Source organism: Phyllobacterium sp. SYP-B3895 (genome assembly GCF_009647635.1).
GTDB lineage: Bacteria > Pseudomonadota > Alphaproteobacteria > Rhizobiales > Rhizobiaceae > Phyllobacterium > Phyllobacterium pellucidum.
On sequence record NZ_WJIG01000004.1, the window covers coordinates 513,999 to 532,758 of the forward strand.

Here is an 18,760-nt window from a genome sequence, read left to right on the forward strand (position 1 = left end):
TGCTCAAGCCCTTTGCGCCATACGGATGACGCTGTCGTATTTGTCGAGAAGCCATTGCGGTATAGGCAGGATCGCCTGCGGAAACCCGCCGAGATGCGTACAGGTTTCCGCAGCCCGCACGGCCGAACGATTGAGCGCGGTTTCCTCCGAGCAGCCTTCAAGAAAGCGGCTAACGATGAATGTTGCGATGAAGCTGTCGCCGGCGCCGCAGGTATCAACGACAGCTACCGGGACGGAATCCGCGAAGAACAGAGCGCTGCCATTATCGTAGAAGGAGCCGCGCTTGCCGCATGTGACCACGACTTCGCGGGCCCCTGCTCGCTTAAACTTTTCGATGAGCGGCTTGACCGGTTCGTCCGGATCGTCTGGACCTGACGCAAAAACCAGCGGTACATTATCCAGCGGCAAATCGAAGTGTCGTGTCGACAGGTCGACGCTGAACCTTACGCCATCCGCTACAAGCCGGCGCAGCAGCTCTTCGCTCGCATTTGTGCCGAGATGGACCCAGTCGGCCCGCAGCAGCGCAGCATAATGTTCGCCTTTCGGAAAATAGCCTGCCCCGACGCCGAGGGACTCGAGCAGGAAACGCCGCTCGCCGGCATCGTCGGCAAGGAGGGTTACCGCGGAACTCCCCGTCAGCAGTTCCACGTCGCGCGGAGCGAGGCCGACACGCTCGATCTCGTCGAGCATGATTCCGGCTTCTTCATCATGGCCGAGGGCGCCGAAATAGCGCGCATTGTGGCCCTGTCGTTGCCATTGAACCGCGACATTGAGCGCATTTCCTCCTACCGTGACGAAGCCTTTGGTCAGGTAGGCATCAAGGCAATTGTCGCCGACAGCAATCAGCGTTGGACTGGCGTTCTGCATCATTGCTCCGCACGGTCAAGAAGAGGAGCAATCGCGGTCAGACAGCGTTGCCAGGCCGAAACGGGATCGAGCGCATAAGATCCATTGCCGAACGGTTCGAAGGTGAGCGTTCCTGTAAAGGAACTCTTATCGAGTTCGGCGAGATAGTCGTGCAATGGCAGGGTGCCATCGCCCCAGACCAGGTGGCCGGCCGGCGTCCCGTCAACGATGTGAACATGGGAAAGGCGCTCGCCGAACTTCTCGACGTAGGCGCCGACGCTGTCCTTCGCCGTTGCCATGGCCACGATATCGAGAACGACGTCGACATTATCTACGTCGAGCTCGCGCCAGAAGGCAAAGAGATCATCCGCGTTGTTGACGATATTGCTCTCGGTACGTTGCAGGGGTTCCAGAAGACAGGCAACCCCGTTGCTTTTGGCGTGCCGGGCAATCGTGTTGACTGACTCGATCGAGCGAGCCCATGCGCGCTCGCGGCTTTCACTTTCGAACCCACGGCCCGGTGTCAGAAACAGGTATTTCGCACCAAGTTCAGCACAAATATCGGCAGCATGGAGAAAGCGCTCCACACTCTTCTCGCGATAGGTGTCGTCGCCCGATGCGATGTTGATGGGATAGAGCACCTGTTCCGGCGTGAAGCAGTGAACCGAAAGCTGATTGTCGAGCAGGACGGCCTTCACTTCCCTCGGGCGAGAATTGCTATCGTTGAAGAGGTCGAGGTGGGGAGCAATTCCCCACAGCTCCATGCGGCTGAATCCCATGCGGCGCAGCTGCTCCGCGACCCAGCGGAACGGGTGGTGCTGAAAGGAGAAATTCGCTCCGATGAGTTGTTCACGTCTCAACATTTCCAGCTCCCCTTATTTGCCGATGCCTTCGGCAAGACCCCGGATGAAGAAGCGCTGCGCGGCGAAGAAAACGATGACGATGGGAAGTGCTGACAATGTCATCGCAGCGAAGACGATGGCGTAATTGGTTCCGTGTTTCGCCATGATCGATGTCAGGCCGACAGGCAGTGTCTGCAAGTCTGCGCCGCTCGTGAAAATCATCGCGAAGAGATATTCATTCCAGGCGAAGAGCACATGCAGGATGACACAGGATACAAGTATCGGCTTGCACAGCGGCAGGATCACCTTCCAGAAGATCTGTCCCTCGGTCGCGCCGTCCATGATCGCTGCTTCATCGAGATCGCGTGGGAGTCCGAGCATGTAGGCGCGAATGAGAAAGGTCGTGAACGGGATGCGGAAGGCTGTATAAAGAATGATCAACGCCCAATAGGTGTTGTAGAGGCCGAGATCCTGCATCATGCGCACCAGCGGGATTACCGCGACAGTCGGGCTCAGCATGAGACCGCCAAGCACGATGCCTACGAAATAAGGCTTCCCTGGCAGGCTTGACCGGGTCAGGCCGTATGCGGTCCACGCGCTTACGAGAACGGTGCAGATGGCGGAACCAAGCGTCACGATTATGCTCGTCGCGATGTAATTACGGATGCCCTGGTTCCAGGCAGAAATATAGTTTCCGATTGTAAAGCTGGTCGGAAGCGCAAATGGATTGCCGAAGATCTCCGAGTTGCTCTTGAAGCCGTTCAGGGCCATCCAGATCAATGGATAGATGACGATGACGCCGAGGCTGACAAGAAAGGTGACAAGGCAGACCTTTGCCAACATTTGAACGAAATCGACCGGTTCCCGCTCTGGGGATTGAAGGGTGACGCTCACAGATGCACCCTCCGCTTCCTTGTGTACCAGAGCTGGGCGAAGCCGGTCAGCAAGGTGATGACGAAGATCACGGTCGCCACGGCGGCGCCATATCCAAAGTCGTTTTCGATGAAGCCCTGTTGATAGAGCCAGGTTCCAAGCACCTGGCTGGAATTGTTCGGACCGCCGGCCGTCATGACCATGACCTCGTTGAAAACCTGGAAGGCGCCGGTGATCGTGACAATGACCATCAGGCCCGTCATCTCTCGTGTCAGAGGCATGGTGATGTTCCACAGCCGCCGCCAGGTGCCTGCCCCGTCCATGATCGCCGCATCGTAGAGTTCGCGCGGTATCTTCTGGATCGCAATGCCGAACAGCAGCGTCGAATAGCCGAAACCCTGCCATTGGCTCATGGCTATGATCGCATAGATCGCCGTGTGCTCTTCGCCGAGCCACGCCCGCGACCAATTCCCGAGGCCAATCTGTGTGAGAAAGGAATCAAGCAGACCGATGTCCGGCTGGTAGATGAAGTAGAACAGCAGGCCGGTCACTGTGATCGAAATCGCCGAGGGGATGAAATAGACGGCGCGCCAGAACCTGCGCCATCTTTCGTTGTCGAGACCCTCGATGAGCGCGGCGAGCACGAATGCGCCGAATACCTGAAAAACAATCGAGATGACCGCATAAAGCGTGTTGTTGAGGATCGCGGTCCAGACGATCGGATCGCTCTGGAGCCGGCGATAGTTGTCGAGGCCGACAAAGGCGGTTTCGCCGGTGAAAATATCCTGGTTCTTCGTGCTGACGATGAAGTTGTCGATGATTGGATAATAGACAAACCAAAGGATCAGAACGAATGCGACCAGCACCCAGCGGAACGACAGCAAGCCGGACAACGGGCTGGTCTGATCATTCCCGGCTTTCCTCCGCAGGGTGAAGCCGATCGCGGCGGCTTCACCCTTATAGTCATGCTTCACGACAGTCATTGTCTGAGAGCTTTCTTACTTTGAAGAAGCCGCAGCTTTCTTCACCTGTTCCATGACCTGCTCGGGAGTCTGCGAGCCGCCGATGAGTGCCTGCAGGCCCGAAAGCCAGGCAGCCGCCACGCGTGGTGGGTTGGCCGTATCGAGCCAGGGCATGAGATAGGAAGAGTCTGCGATAACCTTCAGGCCACCGACGACCGCCGGGTTCATAGTATCGGCGGAATATCCTCCGACTGTCGCACTCGGCTGGCCATAAGGCGGAGCCGACAGGACCTTGCCATTATCCGCAGAAGTGACGAACTTCATGAAGTCGATGGCAAGAGGAATGTTCTTCGAAGCGGCATTGATCATGTAACCTTCCGGCGCGCCTTCGATCGACTTCACGTCGCCCTTCGCGTCCTTCGGTGCCGGCAGTTTGAAGTAGCCGAAATCGTCCCGCTTCAAGGCGCCGTCGGCAGTGCTCTGATCGAACTCGATGATTTCCTGATAATACATCGCCGACTTGGCATTGGAGAACTGCTGCAGCGCCGATGCATAGGACGAGCCGTTCGTCCCGGAACCATCCGAACATTCATCGATCAGCTGCTTGAACTGGGTCAGGCTCAGCACATAGCCCGGATCGGAGTAGTCGGCCGTGGCCGGCGTGAAATCCTTCTCGAGCGTCGCTTGCGGCACGTTATAGGAGAGCAGCTGTCCGGCATAATGAACCGCCGGCCAGCCTTCCTTGTTGCCGAAGGAGATCGGTGTCACGCCCGACTTGCGCAGTGCCGCGCAGGCGCTCAGCAATTCATCGAAGGTCTTGGGCTCGGAAACGCCGGCTTTTTCGAACAGCGGCTTGCTGTAGCCCATGAACTTGGCATCGAGATAGAGGGGGATGCCATAGAGCTTGCCATTGTACTGGAAGGCGCTGACTGCGGCGCCGGCAAGTTGCTTGCCCCAGGCGGTATCGGGACCGATCACCTTGCTGAGGTCGACCGCGCGATTGCCGCGGACGAAGTTTTCGCCCCAGCTGCCGGTCCAGGAGAAATAGATATCAGGCAAGGAATTGGACGCAACGAGAGCCTTCGTCTTGCCCTTCACGCTGTCGTCGCTCTCCTGGATAAGCTCGACTTTGACGCCCGGATGAAGCTTTTCGTATTCCTTGGCGGCATCGACGAAAAACGGAGAAAGCTGCTGCAGACCGAACTTGGTGAGAATGCTGAGCGTGCCCGAATATTCAACTTTTGCATCCGGATCCGCGACGACCGGGTCTTTTGCCAGCGCGACATTTGCGCTGCCAGCAATCAATCCGGCCGCCATGAAAGAAGCGAGACTCGTCGTGCTTAAAAACGTGGTGCTTTTCATTTCGCAGTTCCTCTCTTTTTTGATCTTTCGTTTCTGTGAATGAATCAATCCCGATCCGACGTGATCGGATCGGGACAATCTCAGTATTCGACGCGCTTGTAGTAGCGGCGCGTTGTCAGCGGATGGTCGCGCAAAACTTCGAGATGGGCGCTCAGACGCTCCAGCATGGTGGCGAGGATGATCGGAGAGATCAGCTTGCGCGTGTTTTCGGAAATTCCCGGCAGCTTGACAGCGGCTGCGTCCAGAACCCGAACCTTGTCGGTATAGCGTTTTGCGAAGTTTTCGACGCGATCGGTCAGTGGGCGGCAGGCATCCTCACCCTTGAAGATGAACAGGCTGACACCGGGTTCGACCAACTCCAGCGTGCCGTGGAAGAAATCGGACGCATGTACCGGACGTGTGCGGATCCACTGCATTTCCTCCAGGATGCACATCCCGTAATAATGCGCTTCCGGCCAGACCGAACCCGCGCCGGTGAAGATGTGATAAGGCTCGTCCTTGATTTCCTGGGCGAGCGCGGCAGCGCCGGCCTCGTAATCTTCCTTCACCGAAACGAGCAATTCCGGCAGCTTCTTAAGCTCTGCCACAGTCGCATCGAAGTCCGCAAATTCACCGCGCTCGGCCAGCAGGGCGAGAACGATCAGGAGAGTTTGCAGGTAGAACGATTCTGAGGATGTATCGTCTTCGGCGAAGTTGGTGAAATTGTAGTCCGCATCGAGACCCAAAGGCGTGTTCTTGTGCCCGGTGAGGGAAAGCGTCTTGACGCCGCGCTCCTTCAGGAAAGCCATAAGCTGGACGCTTTCCTTGGTTGTTCCCGATAGCGACGGAAGAATGACGAGCGCCCGTTCATCAAGGCCAGCCGGCGCTTCGAGAACGACCTGCGCCGGAAATGCCGCGGAGACCGGGAAAACAGTTCCGTTGCGGGCAAGTTCGATCGCCGGCTGCGTCAGAAACTGCACGCCGCCCGTGCCCATGAAGAAAATCCGTTCGAGGCCATCGTCGAGCAGCTTGCGCACCAGGGCGCGCACGTCATCGGCGATTGCGACTGCGCCACTTTGTATCTTCACAAAGCGATCTTTATCGAAGTTGAGCATTAGAACCTTCCCGTTTGCGCATATCAACACCGCTGGAGAGCGAGGTACCGTCTTGCGCGAATGTTCGTTAAGACAATGTGAGATCGATCTCACACATATTTAGCGCACAAGAATTTCACGCTGACAAGTGGGTTGGGGGATTTTTTTGCTGAGAAGCGCGGTCTGGCTCAAACGTCCTGTCGACGGCTCACCGAACCTCTGACCAACAGCTTGGTTTCAAAGCGAATTTGTCTTGTCTGGCGGTTATGTCCGGAGAGCCGTTCAAAAAGGAGCCGGGCTGCTGCAAGGCCGATTTCCGACACCGGCTGTGCAACGACTGTGATCTGCGGATCGGTAAATGTCGCCAGGTTGAAGTCGTCGAATCCGATGAGCGACACGTCATGCGGGATGGAGATTCCCATCGAACGAAATGCCAATAGCGCGCCTTGGGTCATCAAACTGTCGACGGTGAAGAGTGCAGTCGGTGGCGATTTCTGGCTGAACAGTCGAATGGTCGCATCGATTGCGTGTTCGACGGTCGATTGGGATACGGAAATCATCCTGTCGTCCGGATCGATGCCTGCGGCAACAAGCGCGCTTTGATAGCCGCTCAGGCGTGCGCGCGACGTGAAGATGCGCGTATCGTCCTGGAGAAGGCCGATGCGTCGGTGGCCCATGGCGATCAGGTATTCGATGGCCTTGCGCGCTCCGCCTTCATTATCGACGACGACACTGTCGCAATCGATTCCTTGCACAACACGGTCGATCAGCACCAGCGGGACGTTTTCCTCGATCAGGCGCTTAAGATGGATGTTGTTCTCGTCCGATGTCGGCGCGACGATGAAGCCTCGAATACTCAGGGATTGCAGGCTCGCCAGCAAGGAGACTTCCTGTTCCAGTTGCTCTTCGCTGCTCCCGATAATGAGATTGTACCGGCTTTGGCGCGCCAAAGCCTCGATATCGTGCGCGATCCGGGCGAAAAATGGATTCTGAATGTCACCGAGAATGCACCCGATGATCGGCAATTGGCCGTTGCGCAGCGCCTGTGCCAGGCGATTGCCCCTGTAACCGAGCTTTTCCGCCGCTTCCTGGACGCGCTGCGCGGTCTCATCGCCAACGTAACCATAGCTGTTGAGCGCACGAGCAGCCGTCGCACGGGAGACGTTCGCAAAAGCTGCCACATCCTTCAACGTCGCTGGTTTCTGAGCCATTTCAACCTTCTCGAAGCACGAATAGTGCGCCGCTTTCGCCCCTTTTATCCTCGGGATGCCGGTTAGCATAGGCGGGGCGCGATAGAATTCGGCATCGAAGGGAGAGCGAGTCTCCGCTTCATGCAACCTGAAATAGCCTATGCTGTGAAATGTCTGCCTTTTGCGGCGGGGACGGTTTTGCCCGGGTGCTGCCTGAGCACGACGTTCCGCCCTGGCTTGCGGCTACTATTCAGGACAATACAGAATGCGGCAGGACAAACGGCGTGCCCGGCGCCGGAAATGCGCCGACCTTCAGCGCACAATCATAGACCCGTAAGATGCGCTCATCCGTGAGCACCTCAGACGGCGTGCCGACGCAATCGGTATGACCGCGATTCATGATAACAACCTTGTCGCCATACATCGCGGTGAGATTGAGATCATGCAGGATCGCAACGACCCCTCCCCCGCGTTCAGCAAAGTCGCGCGCGATCCGCATGATGATCAACTGATGCTTGATGTCCAGGCTCGACACCGGCTCATCGAGGAAGAGAAAACGCGGCTGTCCGTCAAGCACGGGTTGCCAGACCTGGCAGAGAACACGGGCAAGTTGCACGCGCTGTTGCTCGCCGCCTGAGAGCTCCTGGTAGAACCGGCCGCCGAAGCCGGCGAGGTCCACAAGGTCCAGGGCAAGATCCGGCAGATCCCTTGCCGGCCCTGCACCGGTACGACCGGCGATCACTCCCAGCTTGACGATTTCCCGGACGGTGAACGGAAATGAGAGCGAGGTGGCTTGCGGCAGGATGGCGCGCGCGGCAGCCATCTGCCAGGGTTTCATCCTGTCGATCGGTGTACCGTTGAGGCTGATGCGGCCCGTAAATGGCAGGTCGCCCGCCATCGCCCGAAGCAAAGTCGTCTTACCCGATCCGTTCGGCCCTACGACGACGGTGAATTTTCCGGCTTCAGCCGTGAAAGCAGCGCCGTCGATGATCTTTTTGCGGCCAAGGAAGACAGTTACGTCGCTCACGTCAATGAAATGGGAATTCGCCATTGTGCGGGTCCTAGAGATCAAGGATGCCGCGCCTGCGCAGCAATATCCAGAGGAAGAATGGTGCTCCAACAGCGGCGGTGACAATGCCTATCGGCAGTTCCGACGGGGCAACGATCGTCCGGCTCACCGTATCGGCAAGCAGCAGCATGCATGCGCCGAGCAGCGCCGCGGCGGGCAGGAGGTAGCGGTGATCCGGGCCGATAACGATGCGCAGGAGATGCGGTACGACAATCCCTACGAAGCCGATGCCGCCGCTGACTGCAACGGATGCGCCGGTCGCCGCGGCGACTGTTACGATTGCGATATACTTCAGCCTCTGCACCGGAATGCCGAGGTGGCCGGCGGAGGCTTCCCCAAGGGCGAGCCCGTTCAGGCCTTGCGCGAGGAACGGGGAGGCAAGAAGCGAGGCGATGATGAACGGTCCGGCTGCCGCGATCTTGATCCAACTGGCGCCGGCAAGGGAACCAAGCCCCCAGAAGGTGAGATCACGCAACTGCCTGTCATCGGCAACATAGACCAGTATGCCCATGTAGGCGCCAGCCATGGCGCCAAGCGCGATGCCGGCGAGCAGCATCGTTGCAATCGACGTTTGCCCGCGCCGGGTGGCAACTCGGTAGAGAATCGCGGTGAAGCTCAAGGCGCCTGCAAACGCCGCAAGCGGCAGGGCGTAACTGCCGAAGAATGCGATCAGGGGCGCGAGCGCCGTGCCGCCAAGCACGATCATGCTAACCGCCCCGAGTCCTGCGCCAGCCGAGACCCCGACAATGCCGGGATCGGCGAGCGGATTGCGGAAGAGGCCCTGCATGACCGCCCCTGACACCGCCAGCGAAGCACCGATCAGTGCGCCAAGGATGACCCGCGGCAATCTGATGTCGTAGACGATGATCCGGTCGCGGAGCGATACTGCGTCCAGATTGTCCTGAGAAGCGGAGAACAAACCGGAGAGCACGGAAAGAGCAGACGCATCCGATGCGCCGGCCGTAAGGCTGAACGCCATGGAAACCAGAAGGCAGCCACACAAGATGACGATGACTGCCCTTGCCAGATGGGATCGATCGCCATCGGCGAGGTGCCTCGCCGATGTCTGGCGCCGCCCCATGAGTTTTGTGGTCAAGGCTTCGCTCATTGGCTGAGTTTGTCGCCATAAATTGCCTTGGCAAGGTCATGCACGGCGTTGGGTGTGCGTGGACCGAAACCGAGGAGATATTGCCCGTTCATGCGTATAATCGATTTCGAAGCGCCGGCCGGTGTCGCGGCAATGGCCTTGTTGGCAAGGAGGTCAGCGTTGGCGGCCGCATGATCCCCTCCCCTGTCCATGACGAGAATGACATCCGGTTTTGCGGTAATGATCGCCTCGTCGGTGAGCGGCTTGTAGCCCTCGACGCCAGTAATCGCATTCTCGGCGCCTGCAAGTTCGATGATCCCGTTGGCAGCCGTCTTGGAGCCGGAGCTCATGATCTTGCCGCCCTGCGCGCTGAGGATGAACAGGACGCGTTTGCGCTCCTGAATATCCTTGGTCTCCGCCGCGGCTGATGCGAGCTTCTTTTCGAGTTCGCCGGCAAGCGCTTTCGCTTTGGCCTCGGCTCCGAGGGCTTTGCCGACGACCTCGACTTTGGCGACAATGCCCAGGCCCGAATAGCTCTCGGGCACGGAGACCATGGGAACGCTCGCCTTCTTCAGGACATCGATCGTCTCGTTTGGTCCGCTGCCTTCGACGGCGATAATTGCCGTCGGATTGATCGAGAGCACGCCCTCGGGAGACAGTGCGCGCATATAACCGATGTCGGGGAGCTTGTTTGCTGCATCAGGGAACGTACTCGTCGAGTCCCTGCCGACGAGCCGCGACTCTTCGCCCAGCGCATAGATGATCTCGGTGATCGAGTCGCCGATCGACACAATACGGCTCGCGTCGGGCAACGCTCCAGTAACCTCTTCGGCCTGGCTTGGCACGCCAAGCGTTGCCAAAAGGAAGCCGGCGCAGACAATTGTTCTGAGTGTCATGATCGCCTCACGCCGCCGCATGCATGAGGGTGGGAAGATTTTCTACGAGGTCGCGCCAGTCGCTGCGTTCGCCCGATCCTTCGGCCCGCTTGCCGAAAAACTGCACGATCAACGCGCCTTTCGCATCGTAAGCCTCCAGGGATGTGACGTGGCCATCTTTGGTCGGCTTACGTACGGCCCATACTTCGGCGATATGATCGGTCCGCAGATGCATGTGGAACGTCTCGTCGAGGATGTTGATCCAGGGCCCCATAGGCTTGACCGCCTTGACCGGTCCGCTGTGAATTTGAATGCAACCGCGATTGCCGATAAAGCACATGATCGGCATTTCGCCCTTGGCCGCCTGGTGCAGCATCGTGGTCACCGTCTGCCCGTCGAGACGCCAAGCGAAATCGTCGCCGATGACTTGCACCGCCTGGTGGCGCGTCATGCTCAACGACCGCAATATGCCGAAGAATTCGTGGACGTCGCGCATTTTCTCCCATCGATCACGCAGGCTGGCGGCGTCGAGTTCTTCGATCGCCAGTTTCTTTTCCTCGATTTCGGGCAATGAAGTCAGTTCGATCCTCTGCGACTGGTCGTCGAGGCGCAGCTTGGCGACCAGCTCTTCATACGCCTCGAGGCTGGAAGCAGGCCGCAAATGAATCTTGTGTATTGCTTCGCCTGCTGCGTCGAAGAATTGCAGGCTGCGGCGCACGCTACCGTCCTCGTCTTCTTTGGCAACTGCAAAACCATGGGCCCAATGGCCCTGGAAGATTCGCATGTCGATCTGTTCGCCGAGAACCATGCTGGCATGTTTGCTGACATGGGCGTTTTCGTAAGTTCCGATCTTCTCATGCACGGCGCTTTCGTTACGGGTAAGCGCCATAACTTCGCCGAGCGAAGCAATGTCGGTCAGAAACATCTCGATGCGCGGGCTGATGCGCACGACGCTGATTCCGCAATAGGCAGCGACGAGATCGGCTTCCGAGACGCCGAGTTGCTGCGCAAGGTCGCGCTCGCGCATTTTCGGATTTTCAGCACGAGCTTGCCGAATGGTTTCGGGAGTACATTTTACTGGTTCAGCCATAGCGAGCGCCCCTTGGTGTTTGTTCTCGAATGAAAGTCTGATGCGGGCAAAAATGCCATTTTTCAAACTTGACTCTGATAGTCACCTTTATTACTCAACACAAAGAAGAGTAACCAGTCAAGATTTGAAATGACCTTCTAGAAACAATCGTTTGCAAGCGAGCAATGAGCTTTTTCAAGAGCGCCTTTAAGCCAGCCAGCATTCAGACTCTGGAGAGAATGGGTAATTATGGGGCTTATTGCACGGAATACAGCTGCTCTGCTCGGCGGAGCGGCGCTGATGGTAATGATTGGCTCGACGGTTGCGGGGGCGCAGCAGGCCACGGCAAACGTACAACCGGGGGCGCAACAGCCCGAGGGTGAAGCTGCAAAGAAGGGGCGCGTGACGCTGCTGCAGCGACTGGTGATTGGCGCCGGCGTTGACAAGATCGCGATCGATACGCCGCAGGCTGTTACCGTGGTCGATCAGGAACAGATGGATCAGGACCAGCCGACGACGATCGGCGATACGTTGCGCGACGTGCCCGGTGTCACCGCCATCGGCAGTGACCGCATTTTTGGCGAGGCGTTCAACATCCGCGGCATCGGCGGAGCTGCAGCGGCGGACGAATCGAAGATCATCATCAATGTCGATGGCACACCCAAATTCTACGAGCAGTACCGCATGGGATCCTTTTTCAGCGATCCCGAGCTTTACAAGCAGGTCGAGGTCCTGCGCGGCCCGGCTTCGTCAACCCTCTACGGTTCTGGAGCGCTCGGCGGCGTCATCAATCTGACGACGAAAGACGCAGCAGATTTTCTCGTCAACGGTCAGAACAACGCCGTGCGCGTAAAGAGCGCCTATGATTCCAATGGTACGGGCATTCTAGGCTCGACCATTTATGCGACGCGCCTGAACGAGAATTTCGAATTCCTCGGGATGGGCAATTATCGCCAGGGCGACGATTACAAGGACGGCGATGGTGACACGATCCAGGGTTCGAATTTCGAATCCTGGTCGGGTCTGGCGAAAGGCACCTATCGTTTCGGTGATGGGAACGAACAGACCATCCGCCTTTCCTATCAGCGCTGGCAGGGCAGCGGCGACGATCAGGCCTATTCACAGACTGACAATTTTGATTTTGGAACGGTCGATCGCAAGGTGACTGACCAGACGGCCGTGTTCAGGTACGAGAATCCCGCCAGCGACAATCCATGGCTCAATCTCAAGTTCGAACTCTCCTATTCGGACACGGCGAACGAACAGACCAATGCCTCGGGAATAGGGATGCCCGACCAGCTGTTCGACGATTCGGATTATTCGTACCAGACGTTGCAGGCTCGTCTCGAAAATACCTTTGAGTACAAGGCTGACGATTTCGAGAACTACCTGACGATCGGCACGCAAATCAGCCGTCAGGATCGCGATGCCGAATCGCTCGGCGGTGTCAGGCCTGGACCGATTCTGTTCCATCCTGAGGGAACCGAGAACAAGTACGGGTTCTACGCCCAGGACGAATTCGTGTGGCGGGAAAAGCTGACCTTGATCCCCGGCATCCGTTATGACTACCGCGATACATCGCCGGGCGAAAGTATCGCCAGTGCCGAAGACACCTCGGATGATGCAATTTCGCCGAAGCTTGCAGCGCTTTATAAGTTCAACGACAGCTTCTCGGTGTTCGGGTCGGTGGCCCACACGGAACGGTTCCCGACCATTGATGAGTTCTACTCAACGTCCGGCCCTGGACGCGGGACCTATCCTGGCGGTCGCACTGCCAGCCTGGATCTCGAGAAGGAGACGTCGAACAATTACGAAGCCGGCTTTTCTGTCGCCGGTTACGATCTGATGCGGGCCGGCGATACGTTGCAACTGAAGACCACCGGGTTCTACAACCAGATCCGCAACCTCATCAGCACCAATCCAAACAACCGCAGCCGCTTGCCCGTCACCTACTACGTTAACATCGCCGAAGCGAAAATTTATGGCGTTGAAGTCGAAGGGTCCTATGACGCTGAGGTCTTCTTCACTCGCCTCGCCTACAGCAACATAAAGGGCGAGGACGAGCAGACGGGTGCTCCGCTGACAACGATCCCCGCGCAGCAACTGACGATGACGGTTGGCGGCCGGATGGTCGATTACGGCGTGGAGTATGGCTGGCGCGGCCAATTCGCCGCCCACACCGATACAGGCTTCACCGGCCAGCCGACACCGGGCTACGGCGTTCACGACATCTTCACGAGCTGGAAGCCCGCGGACGGCAAATATGCCGGTTTCGAAGCCCGCTTCGCTGTCGAGAACATCTTCGATCGGCAATATCGCGAGAATCTGTCCGGCACAGATGCCAAGGGCCGGACCTTCAAACTCACCTTGGCCAAACAATTTGGATGGTAACCATGAAATTTGCAGCAAGTCTTGGCTTTAGCATGACCGCTGTTACAGCCATATCACTTCTTGCCGCAACAGGGCTGGCGTCGGGGGAAGAGTCCACCCCGGCGCCAGCCCTGACTCTGGAATTGAATGCGCTGCAGCCCTCCGAAAAGGGCTGCCGCCTTACCTTCGTCGTCAGCAATAACCTCAAAGCACCGCTCGATAAGGCGGCGTTCGAGATCGCGCTGTTCAACGAAGCGAACGTCGTCGACCGCATTACGGTCCTTGACTTCAAGGATCTCCCCGAAGGCAAGACCAAGGTGCGGCGCTTCGATCTCGGCGACACGGACTGTACAAAGGTGACGCGTGTCCTCATCAACGATGCAACGGAGTGCTCCGGCGCGGGGATCGACCCGAAAGCCTGTATCCGGCAGTTGAAGCCCGTCACCAAATCATCGGTGCAGTTCGGGAGCTGAGTGATGGCCTACGCGCTGGCATTTCGTTCCGAACCCCAGCCTGTCAGGTTGGCGGAGCCGCCAGCGCTGCATCTTGTCTCTGATACCAGTCTGCTCCTCTCCTACGCGCATCCCGAAGAGCATCAACGACTGCCGGGCGCGTCGGCGATGGATCTTTCGCCGGATGCCACCGCAGGCGAAAGCCTGTCAAGCACGCCGGTGCCTGTCGCAACAAGCTGGTATCGCAAGCTTCTTCTGTCGTGCGGCTTTCATGCCGCGCTGGCACTCTTCATGGTCGGCTTCATCGCAGACGAAGTCCTGATCGCGGGAAGCCAGCAGACCATGGCGTCTTTGCTTGGCGACGGCGCGGTCGACATGAACAGCTCAGGTGAGCCGGATCAACTCCCTGATGCGACCAATGTCACACTGATATCGATGCAGGCACCAATCCCGATACCGGTGGAAAATGTCGAAGTAGCGCCCTCCCCTGCCGCAAGCGACGCCCCAATTGAGACACCGGTACCTGCGGAAGCGATTATGCCTGTTGAACCGGCAGAAAATGTCACGGCTGTCGAGGAGACGCCAGCAATCGTTGCACCCGCTGACGCATTTGAAGTGCTTGCGGTGCAGGTTCCGTCTGAACACGGCAGCGTCGCCCCGGTAACGCAGGCGGCGGATGTTAAGACCGATTCAGTCCAGCCGGTTGAAGAGCCTGCCGAGCGTCCGGCGGAAGCGCCGCACATCGTCGAGAAGACCGACCCTGCCCCGGTTCAAAAACCCGTGCAGCGAACGGCAAAGACGCAGAGCGAAGCAAAGCCGGCTAAGCCCGCCAAGCCGCTAGCAGCACAGGGGCGTAAGGGCTCGAATGAGCGCACAGCGCGCGTCGGCGTTGCCGACGGCAAGAACGATGGCGACAAAAGTTCTGATGGCAACGCCAAAGGAAAGTCCACCGTTGAGGGAAATGCGGCGGTATCAAACTATCCGGGTACGGTGACGTCGAAGCTTCGGCGCGCTTTGCGCCGCCAGGGGCGATTGCGCGGTGAGTTGATCGTTTCCTTCGTCGTCGCCAATAATGGCAGCGTATCGAGCGTTGCGGTCGGCCGCAGTTCTGGCAATCCCGCCGTCGATCGGGCGGGGATTGAGACAGTCAGGCGTGCTGCGCCCTTCCCTCCGATCCCCGCCGACGCCAAACGCTCGAGCTGGGCGTTTGACATTCCCCTCGCCTTTGGCGGTTAAGTGGATTGCGCGTCCTTCACTTCCATGAATCGCATGTGATTGTTGAAGGGGTCGGTCACCTCGAGTTCAAGCCGAGTGCCCTCGTCATGAAGTCCAGGCTTCATGTAGCGGTAGTTTTTTGCTGAAAGCTCCGCGTGGAACGTTCGTATTCCCTTCATGTAGATGACCATGTTGCCGCCCGGCGTTGCATCGCCTGCATGTTCGGACAGGTGTAGCCGCAGGCCGCCGCGGGAGATTTGTGTGTAAAGCGGAAAGTTGTCGCCGTAGCGATGTTCCCAATCGACCTTGAAGCCCAGGAACCCCAGATAGAACTCGTGCGCCTTCGCCACGTCGAATATTCTGACGATAGGGACAGCCTGTTCAAAGGCGATGGCACTGTTCTCTGCTACGCCATCGATCCGCGCGGCAAGGATGTTCCAGTTCGCCAGGCCAAACTGCCGGGCCACAATCTCGAGTGCTTCGCTTTGTTTGATGGCCTGTTCGCGTTCGGCGAATGCATCTTTCAGCACTTTCGCCATAGCTTTCGCATTGCGGTAATCACGCATAACGTTTCCTTTCATCTGGCGAAATTCATACCCGTGCCCGCGTTGCAGATAATTTCGCCCGACGTTTGGAAGGTCAGGAAACATTATGCGAAGGCGTTCACCATGCTCCATTTCTGGAGTGCGGACGGCAGGCGCACCTTCAGCCTTGAGAGCCACTTTAGTGAAGGAAATCGCAATTGTCAGGGGCGGGAATGAATTTCCCGCAATATTTCTTGAGAGGAGAACGTGGCTATCCGTGTGGCTGGCTGTTGACTGTGGAGGGTATATTTCCAGTGCGAAGAACGAGGGATGCTGGCTCTATACCAGGCGTTATGGCGACGACGATCTCCCCTCCCCTATCGTAAGGCTGCGGCAGTTCCGGGGCCTAACTCAAAAGGGATGCAGGTGGCTTTAAATTACCAAAGTTGTCCGCGGACAACAGCCGCTTGGGCAGCCAATTCGCGCCATGGTTAAATGTTTGTGAATTCTTTACGAATCGGGCCATATTGTAACTGCGCAGTTTGAGCTAAAGTTTCGTCAATTGCGCAGTTCGAGGATCACCGATGTTACAGACACCAATCCAAAGCGGCGAGCAGGAGCACCTGCCATCGATGTTGTCCGCGGATTCGCTGGAATTGTCACGCCAGCTTCAGCTTCATCAGCAGAAGATATTCTCGCCCACGTCCCAGAAAAGCATCCGGCAGTTCACGCCGGCGGAGGCCGCCTACTATATCGGTATTGGTGAAGGCTATCTGCGGCAGGTGGCCTCGGAAGGACACGGACCGGAACCCCTTGCAAACGGCAGGCGGATGTATACGCCAGCCGATATGGAGCGGATCCGGCGCTCCCTCGACGAAAAGAACGGATCGCAAAAATACGTACCCAACCGGCGGCCTGGAGAAAAGCTGCAGGTCATCGCGGTGATGAACTTCAAGGGTGGATCGGCCAAGACGACGACCTCTGCGCATCTGGCGCAATATCTCGCGCTGCGCGGCCAGCGTGTTCTGGCGGTGGATCTCGATCCCCAGGCTTCGCTGTCAGCGCTCTTCGGCCATCAACCGGAACTCGATGTGGGCGAGGGCGAAACGCTCTACGGTGCGATACGCTATGAGGACCCGCGACCGATCGCAGAGATCGTGCGGGCCACATATACACAAAACCTCCATATCGTGCCGGGCAATCTGGAACTCATGGAGTTCGAGCACGAAACGCCACGCGCGATCACATCGGGATCGGCGGAGACGATGTTCTTCGCGCGCATAGGCGAGGTGCTCGCCGACATTGAAAGCCTTTACGACGTCGTCATCATCGATTGCCCGCCACAACTCGGCTTCCTGACGATGTCCGCGCTGTGCGCAGCAACGTCGGTCTTGATTACCGTACATCCACAAATGCTCGACGTGATGTCCATGTCGCAGTTTCTGGCCATGACCAGCGAGATGATGGCCGTGGTAGAGCGGGCAGGTGGCCGCACAAGCTATGATTGGATGCGCTATCTCGTAACGCGCTATGAACCCAATGATGGGCCGCAGAACCAGATGACCGGGTTCATGCGGGCGATTTTCGGCAATCGAATGCTACACAATCCCATGCTGAAATCGACCGCCATTTCCGATGCGGGCGTGACCAAGCAGACGCTCTACGAGGTCGAGCGGAGCCAGTTTACGCGGGGCACCTACGACCGGGCGATGGAGTCGTTGAACGCGGTCAATTCCGAAATCGAAGGTCTCCTCAACGCTACCTGGGGGAGGAAATAATGGCCCGCAAGAACCTCATCGAGGTTTCCGCCGCCGAGAGTGCCGCAACGGATACGGCAACGCCAATGACCGCCACGAGACCGCTCGCCGGCTTTGTCGCGCCTGCCGTGCGCAGCACGCCCATTGGCGGCATCACAAAGACGCTCGGCAGCATCACGCAAAAGTTCGAGCGTGCGCAGGATATCGAGAAACAGCTAGCCGAAGGGCAGACGATCGTCGAGCTCGATCCTGCCATCGTTGACGGGTCTTTCATCAGCGATCGCCTTGGGATCGATGCGGTAGAACTTGCCGAACTCGTAGAACAGATCAAGAGCCACGGCCAGCAAGTGCCTATCCTCGTGCGTCCGCATCCGGAGGATAAAGGGCGCTACCAAGTCGCCTACGGTCACCGCCGGCTGGCGGCGGTCAGGCAACTGGGCACCAGGGTGCGCGCCGTCATCCGGGAGCTTTCCGATGATCAGCTGGTGGTTAGTCAGGGCCAGGAGAATAATGCGCGAACCAACCTTTCTTATATCGAGCGGGCCCTCTTTGCGGTTCGTCTCGAAGAACGGTCGTTCTCGCGCGATACGATAATGGCTGCGCTTGGCGTAGACAAGGCGGCTCTCTCGAAGATGATCTCGGTTGTACGGCAAATTCCGATCGAACTTATTGAGGCAATCGGCGCGGCACCGGAGGTCGGGAGGCGGCGGTGGATGGAGTTTGCTGACCTTGCACCGAAGTCAAGGCTCAAGGACTTGTTGGCATTGTTGTCCGCGGACAACTGCCGGGCCATGTCCAGTGACCAGCGCTTTCAAAAGGCCGTCGAGATCGTGAGCCGAAAGCCTGATAAGGCGCGAGCAGCCACCGCGGCCAAGGTTTGGGCTCCAAGTGACAAGTCTGTCAGCGTTACGCTGAAAACAACTGCAAAGAAGGCCACGGTTACGCTCGAGGCGAGCAACGGCCCAAGCTTTGCCGAATGGATCGCTGACAATCTGGGAGATCTCTATGAGGCTTTCAGGAAGTCAGCCAAGGAAACAACGGGAGACTAAACCGCAAAAGAAAAAGGCCCCCAAACGTTGCCGTCGTGGAAGCCCTTCTCATCTGTAGCAACTTGAGAATCGCATTTCCCCGAATCACTGTCAAGAGTCATTGGCGTCGTTTTGGCGAGTTGAGTTCTTTTGCCTTTTTGAAAAG

17 protein-coding genes are annotated in these 18,760 nt (G+C 58.0%); 5 read left to right on the forward strand and 12 right to left on the reverse strand.

Translation table 11 applies throughout. The features are described from left to right. Positions 1-3: 3 nt before the first annotated feature. The 11 genes from GF108_RS20145 to GF108_RS20195 form a co-directional block, all read right to left on the reverse strand. Positions 4-867 carry a PfkB family carbohydrate kinase gene (locus tag GF108_RS20145; protein WP_153670120.1) on the reverse strand — a complete coding sequence of 288 codons (864 nt, stop codon included), beginning with the start codon at positions 865-867 and terminating at the stop codon, positions 4-6. Then, a complete protein-coding gene (locus GF108_RS20150; RefSeq protein ID WP_153670121.1) occupies positions 867-1,709 on the reverse strand; it encodes a sugar phosphate isomerase/epimerase in 843 nt (280 codons plus the stop codon). The genes GF108_RS20145 and GF108_RS20150 overlap by 1 nt, the downstream gene beginning before the upstream one ends. Positions 1,710-1,721: 12 nt before the next feature. Further along, positions 1,722-2,582, reverse strand: coding sequence for a carbohydrate ABC transporter permease (locus tag GF108_RS20155; protein WP_228020358.1), 861 nt, complete (start codon positions 2,580-2,582; stop codon positions 1,722-1,724). Further along, complete coding sequence (locus tag GF108_RS20160; protein ID WP_091924305.1) at positions 2,579-3,544, reverse strand: carbohydrate ABC transporter permease; 966 nt, start codon at positions 3,542-3,544, stop codon at positions 2,579-2,581. The genes GF108_RS20155 and GF108_RS20160 overlap by 4 nt, the downstream gene beginning before the upstream one ends. 15 nt (positions 3,545-3,559) lie before the next feature. Continuing rightward, positions 3,560-4,885, reverse strand: a complete 1,326-nt coding sequence (locus tag GF108_RS20165; protein ID WP_153670122.1) for an ABC transporter substrate-binding protein — start codon at positions 4,883-4,885, stop codon at positions 3,560-3,562. 80 nt (positions 4,886-4,965) lie between these two features. Then, positions 4,966-5,979 (reverse strand): SIS domain-containing protein, encoded by a 1,014-nt coding sequence (locus GF108_RS20170; protein ID WP_153670123.1) that lies wholly within the window; start codon positions 5,977-5,979, stop codon positions 4,966-4,968. A gap of 167 nt (positions 5,980-6,146) precedes the next feature. Continuing rightward, on the reverse strand, positions 6,147-7,169 hold the full coding sequence (locus GF108_RS20175) for a LacI family DNA-binding transcriptional regulator (protein WP_153670124.1): 1,023 nt from the start codon (positions 7,167-7,169) through the stop codon (positions 6,147-6,149). 229 nt (positions 7,170-7,398) lie between these two features. After that, positions 7,399-8,199 carry a heme ABC transporter ATP-binding protein gene (locus GF108_RS20180; protein ID WP_153670125.1) on the reverse strand — a complete coding sequence of 267 codons (801 nt, stop codon included), beginning with the start codon at positions 8,197-8,199 and terminating at the stop codon, positions 7,399-7,401. A 10-nt stretch (positions 8,200-8,209) separates the two neighbouring features. After that, positions 8,210-9,298 carry an iron ABC transporter permease gene (locus GF108_RS20185; RefSeq protein WP_153670300.1) on the reverse strand — a complete coding sequence of 363 codons (1,089 nt, stop codon included), beginning with the start codon at positions 9,296-9,298 and terminating at the stop codon, positions 8,210-8,212. A 23-nt stretch (positions 9,299-9,321) separates the two neighbouring features. After that, positions 9,322-10,200: a hemin ABC transporter substrate-binding protein gene (locus GF108_RS20190; protein WP_153670126.1), complete on the reverse strand. Its 879-nt coding sequence runs from the start codon at positions 10,198-10,200 to the stop codon at positions 9,322-9,324. A 7-nt stretch (positions 10,201-10,207) separates the two neighbouring features. Further along, positions 10,208-11,269, reverse strand: a complete 1,062-nt coding sequence (locus GF108_RS20195; protein WP_153670127.1) for a hemin-degrading factor — start codon at positions 11,267-11,269, stop codon at positions 10,208-10,210. Between the two features lie 228 nt (positions 11,270-11,497). On the opposite strand from GF108_RS20195, the gene GF108_RS20200 reads away from it, so the two are divergent. The 3 genes from GF108_RS20200 to GF108_RS20210 are packed head-to-tail and all read left to right on the forward strand — an operon-like array spanning position 11,498 to position 15,306. Further along, the gene (locus GF108_RS20200; RefSeq protein WP_153670128.1) at positions 11,498-13,639 is read left to right on the forward strand and encodes a TonB-dependent hemoglobin/transferrin/lactoferrin family receptor; all 2,142 of its coding nucleotides are present in this window, start codon (positions 11,498-11,500) and stop codon (positions 13,637-13,639) included. Positions 13,640-13,641: 2 nt separating this feature from the next. Next, positions 13,642-14,091, forward strand: coding sequence for a hypothetical protein (locus GF108_RS20205; RefSeq protein WP_153670129.1), 450 nt, complete (start codon positions 13,642-13,644; stop codon positions 14,089-14,091). 3 nt (positions 14,092-14,094) lie between these two features. Next, the gene (locus GF108_RS20210; RefSeq protein ID WP_153670130.1) at positions 14,095-15,306 is read left to right on the forward strand and encodes an energy transducer TonB; all 1,212 of its coding nucleotides are present in this window, start codon (positions 14,095-14,097) and stop codon (positions 15,304-15,306) included. On the opposite strand, the gene GF108_RS20215 is transcribed toward GF108_RS20210, so the two are convergent. Next, a complete protein-coding gene (locus GF108_RS20215; RefSeq protein WP_153670131.1) occupies positions 15,303-15,851 on the reverse strand; it encodes a glyoxalase superfamily protein in 549 nt (182 codons plus the stop codon). The two genes, GF108_RS20210 and GF108_RS20215, sit on opposite strands and share 4 nt — an antisense overlap. Before the next feature lie 542 nt (positions 15,852-16,393). Between GF108_RS20215 and repA the strand changes: the two genes are divergently transcribed. Then, entirely contained in the window at positions 16,394-17,587 is a 1,194-nt protein-coding gene (gene repA, locus GF108_RS20220) for a plasmid partitioning protein RepA (RefSeq protein WP_153670132.1), read from the forward strand. Next, entirely contained in the window at positions 17,587-18,615 is a 1,029-nt protein-coding gene (gene repB / locus GF108_RS20225; RefSeq protein ID WP_153670133.1) for a plasmid partitioning protein RepB, read from the forward strand. The genes repA and repB overlap by 1 nt, the downstream gene beginning before the upstream one ends. Positions 18,616-18,760: the final 145 nt, after the last annotated feature.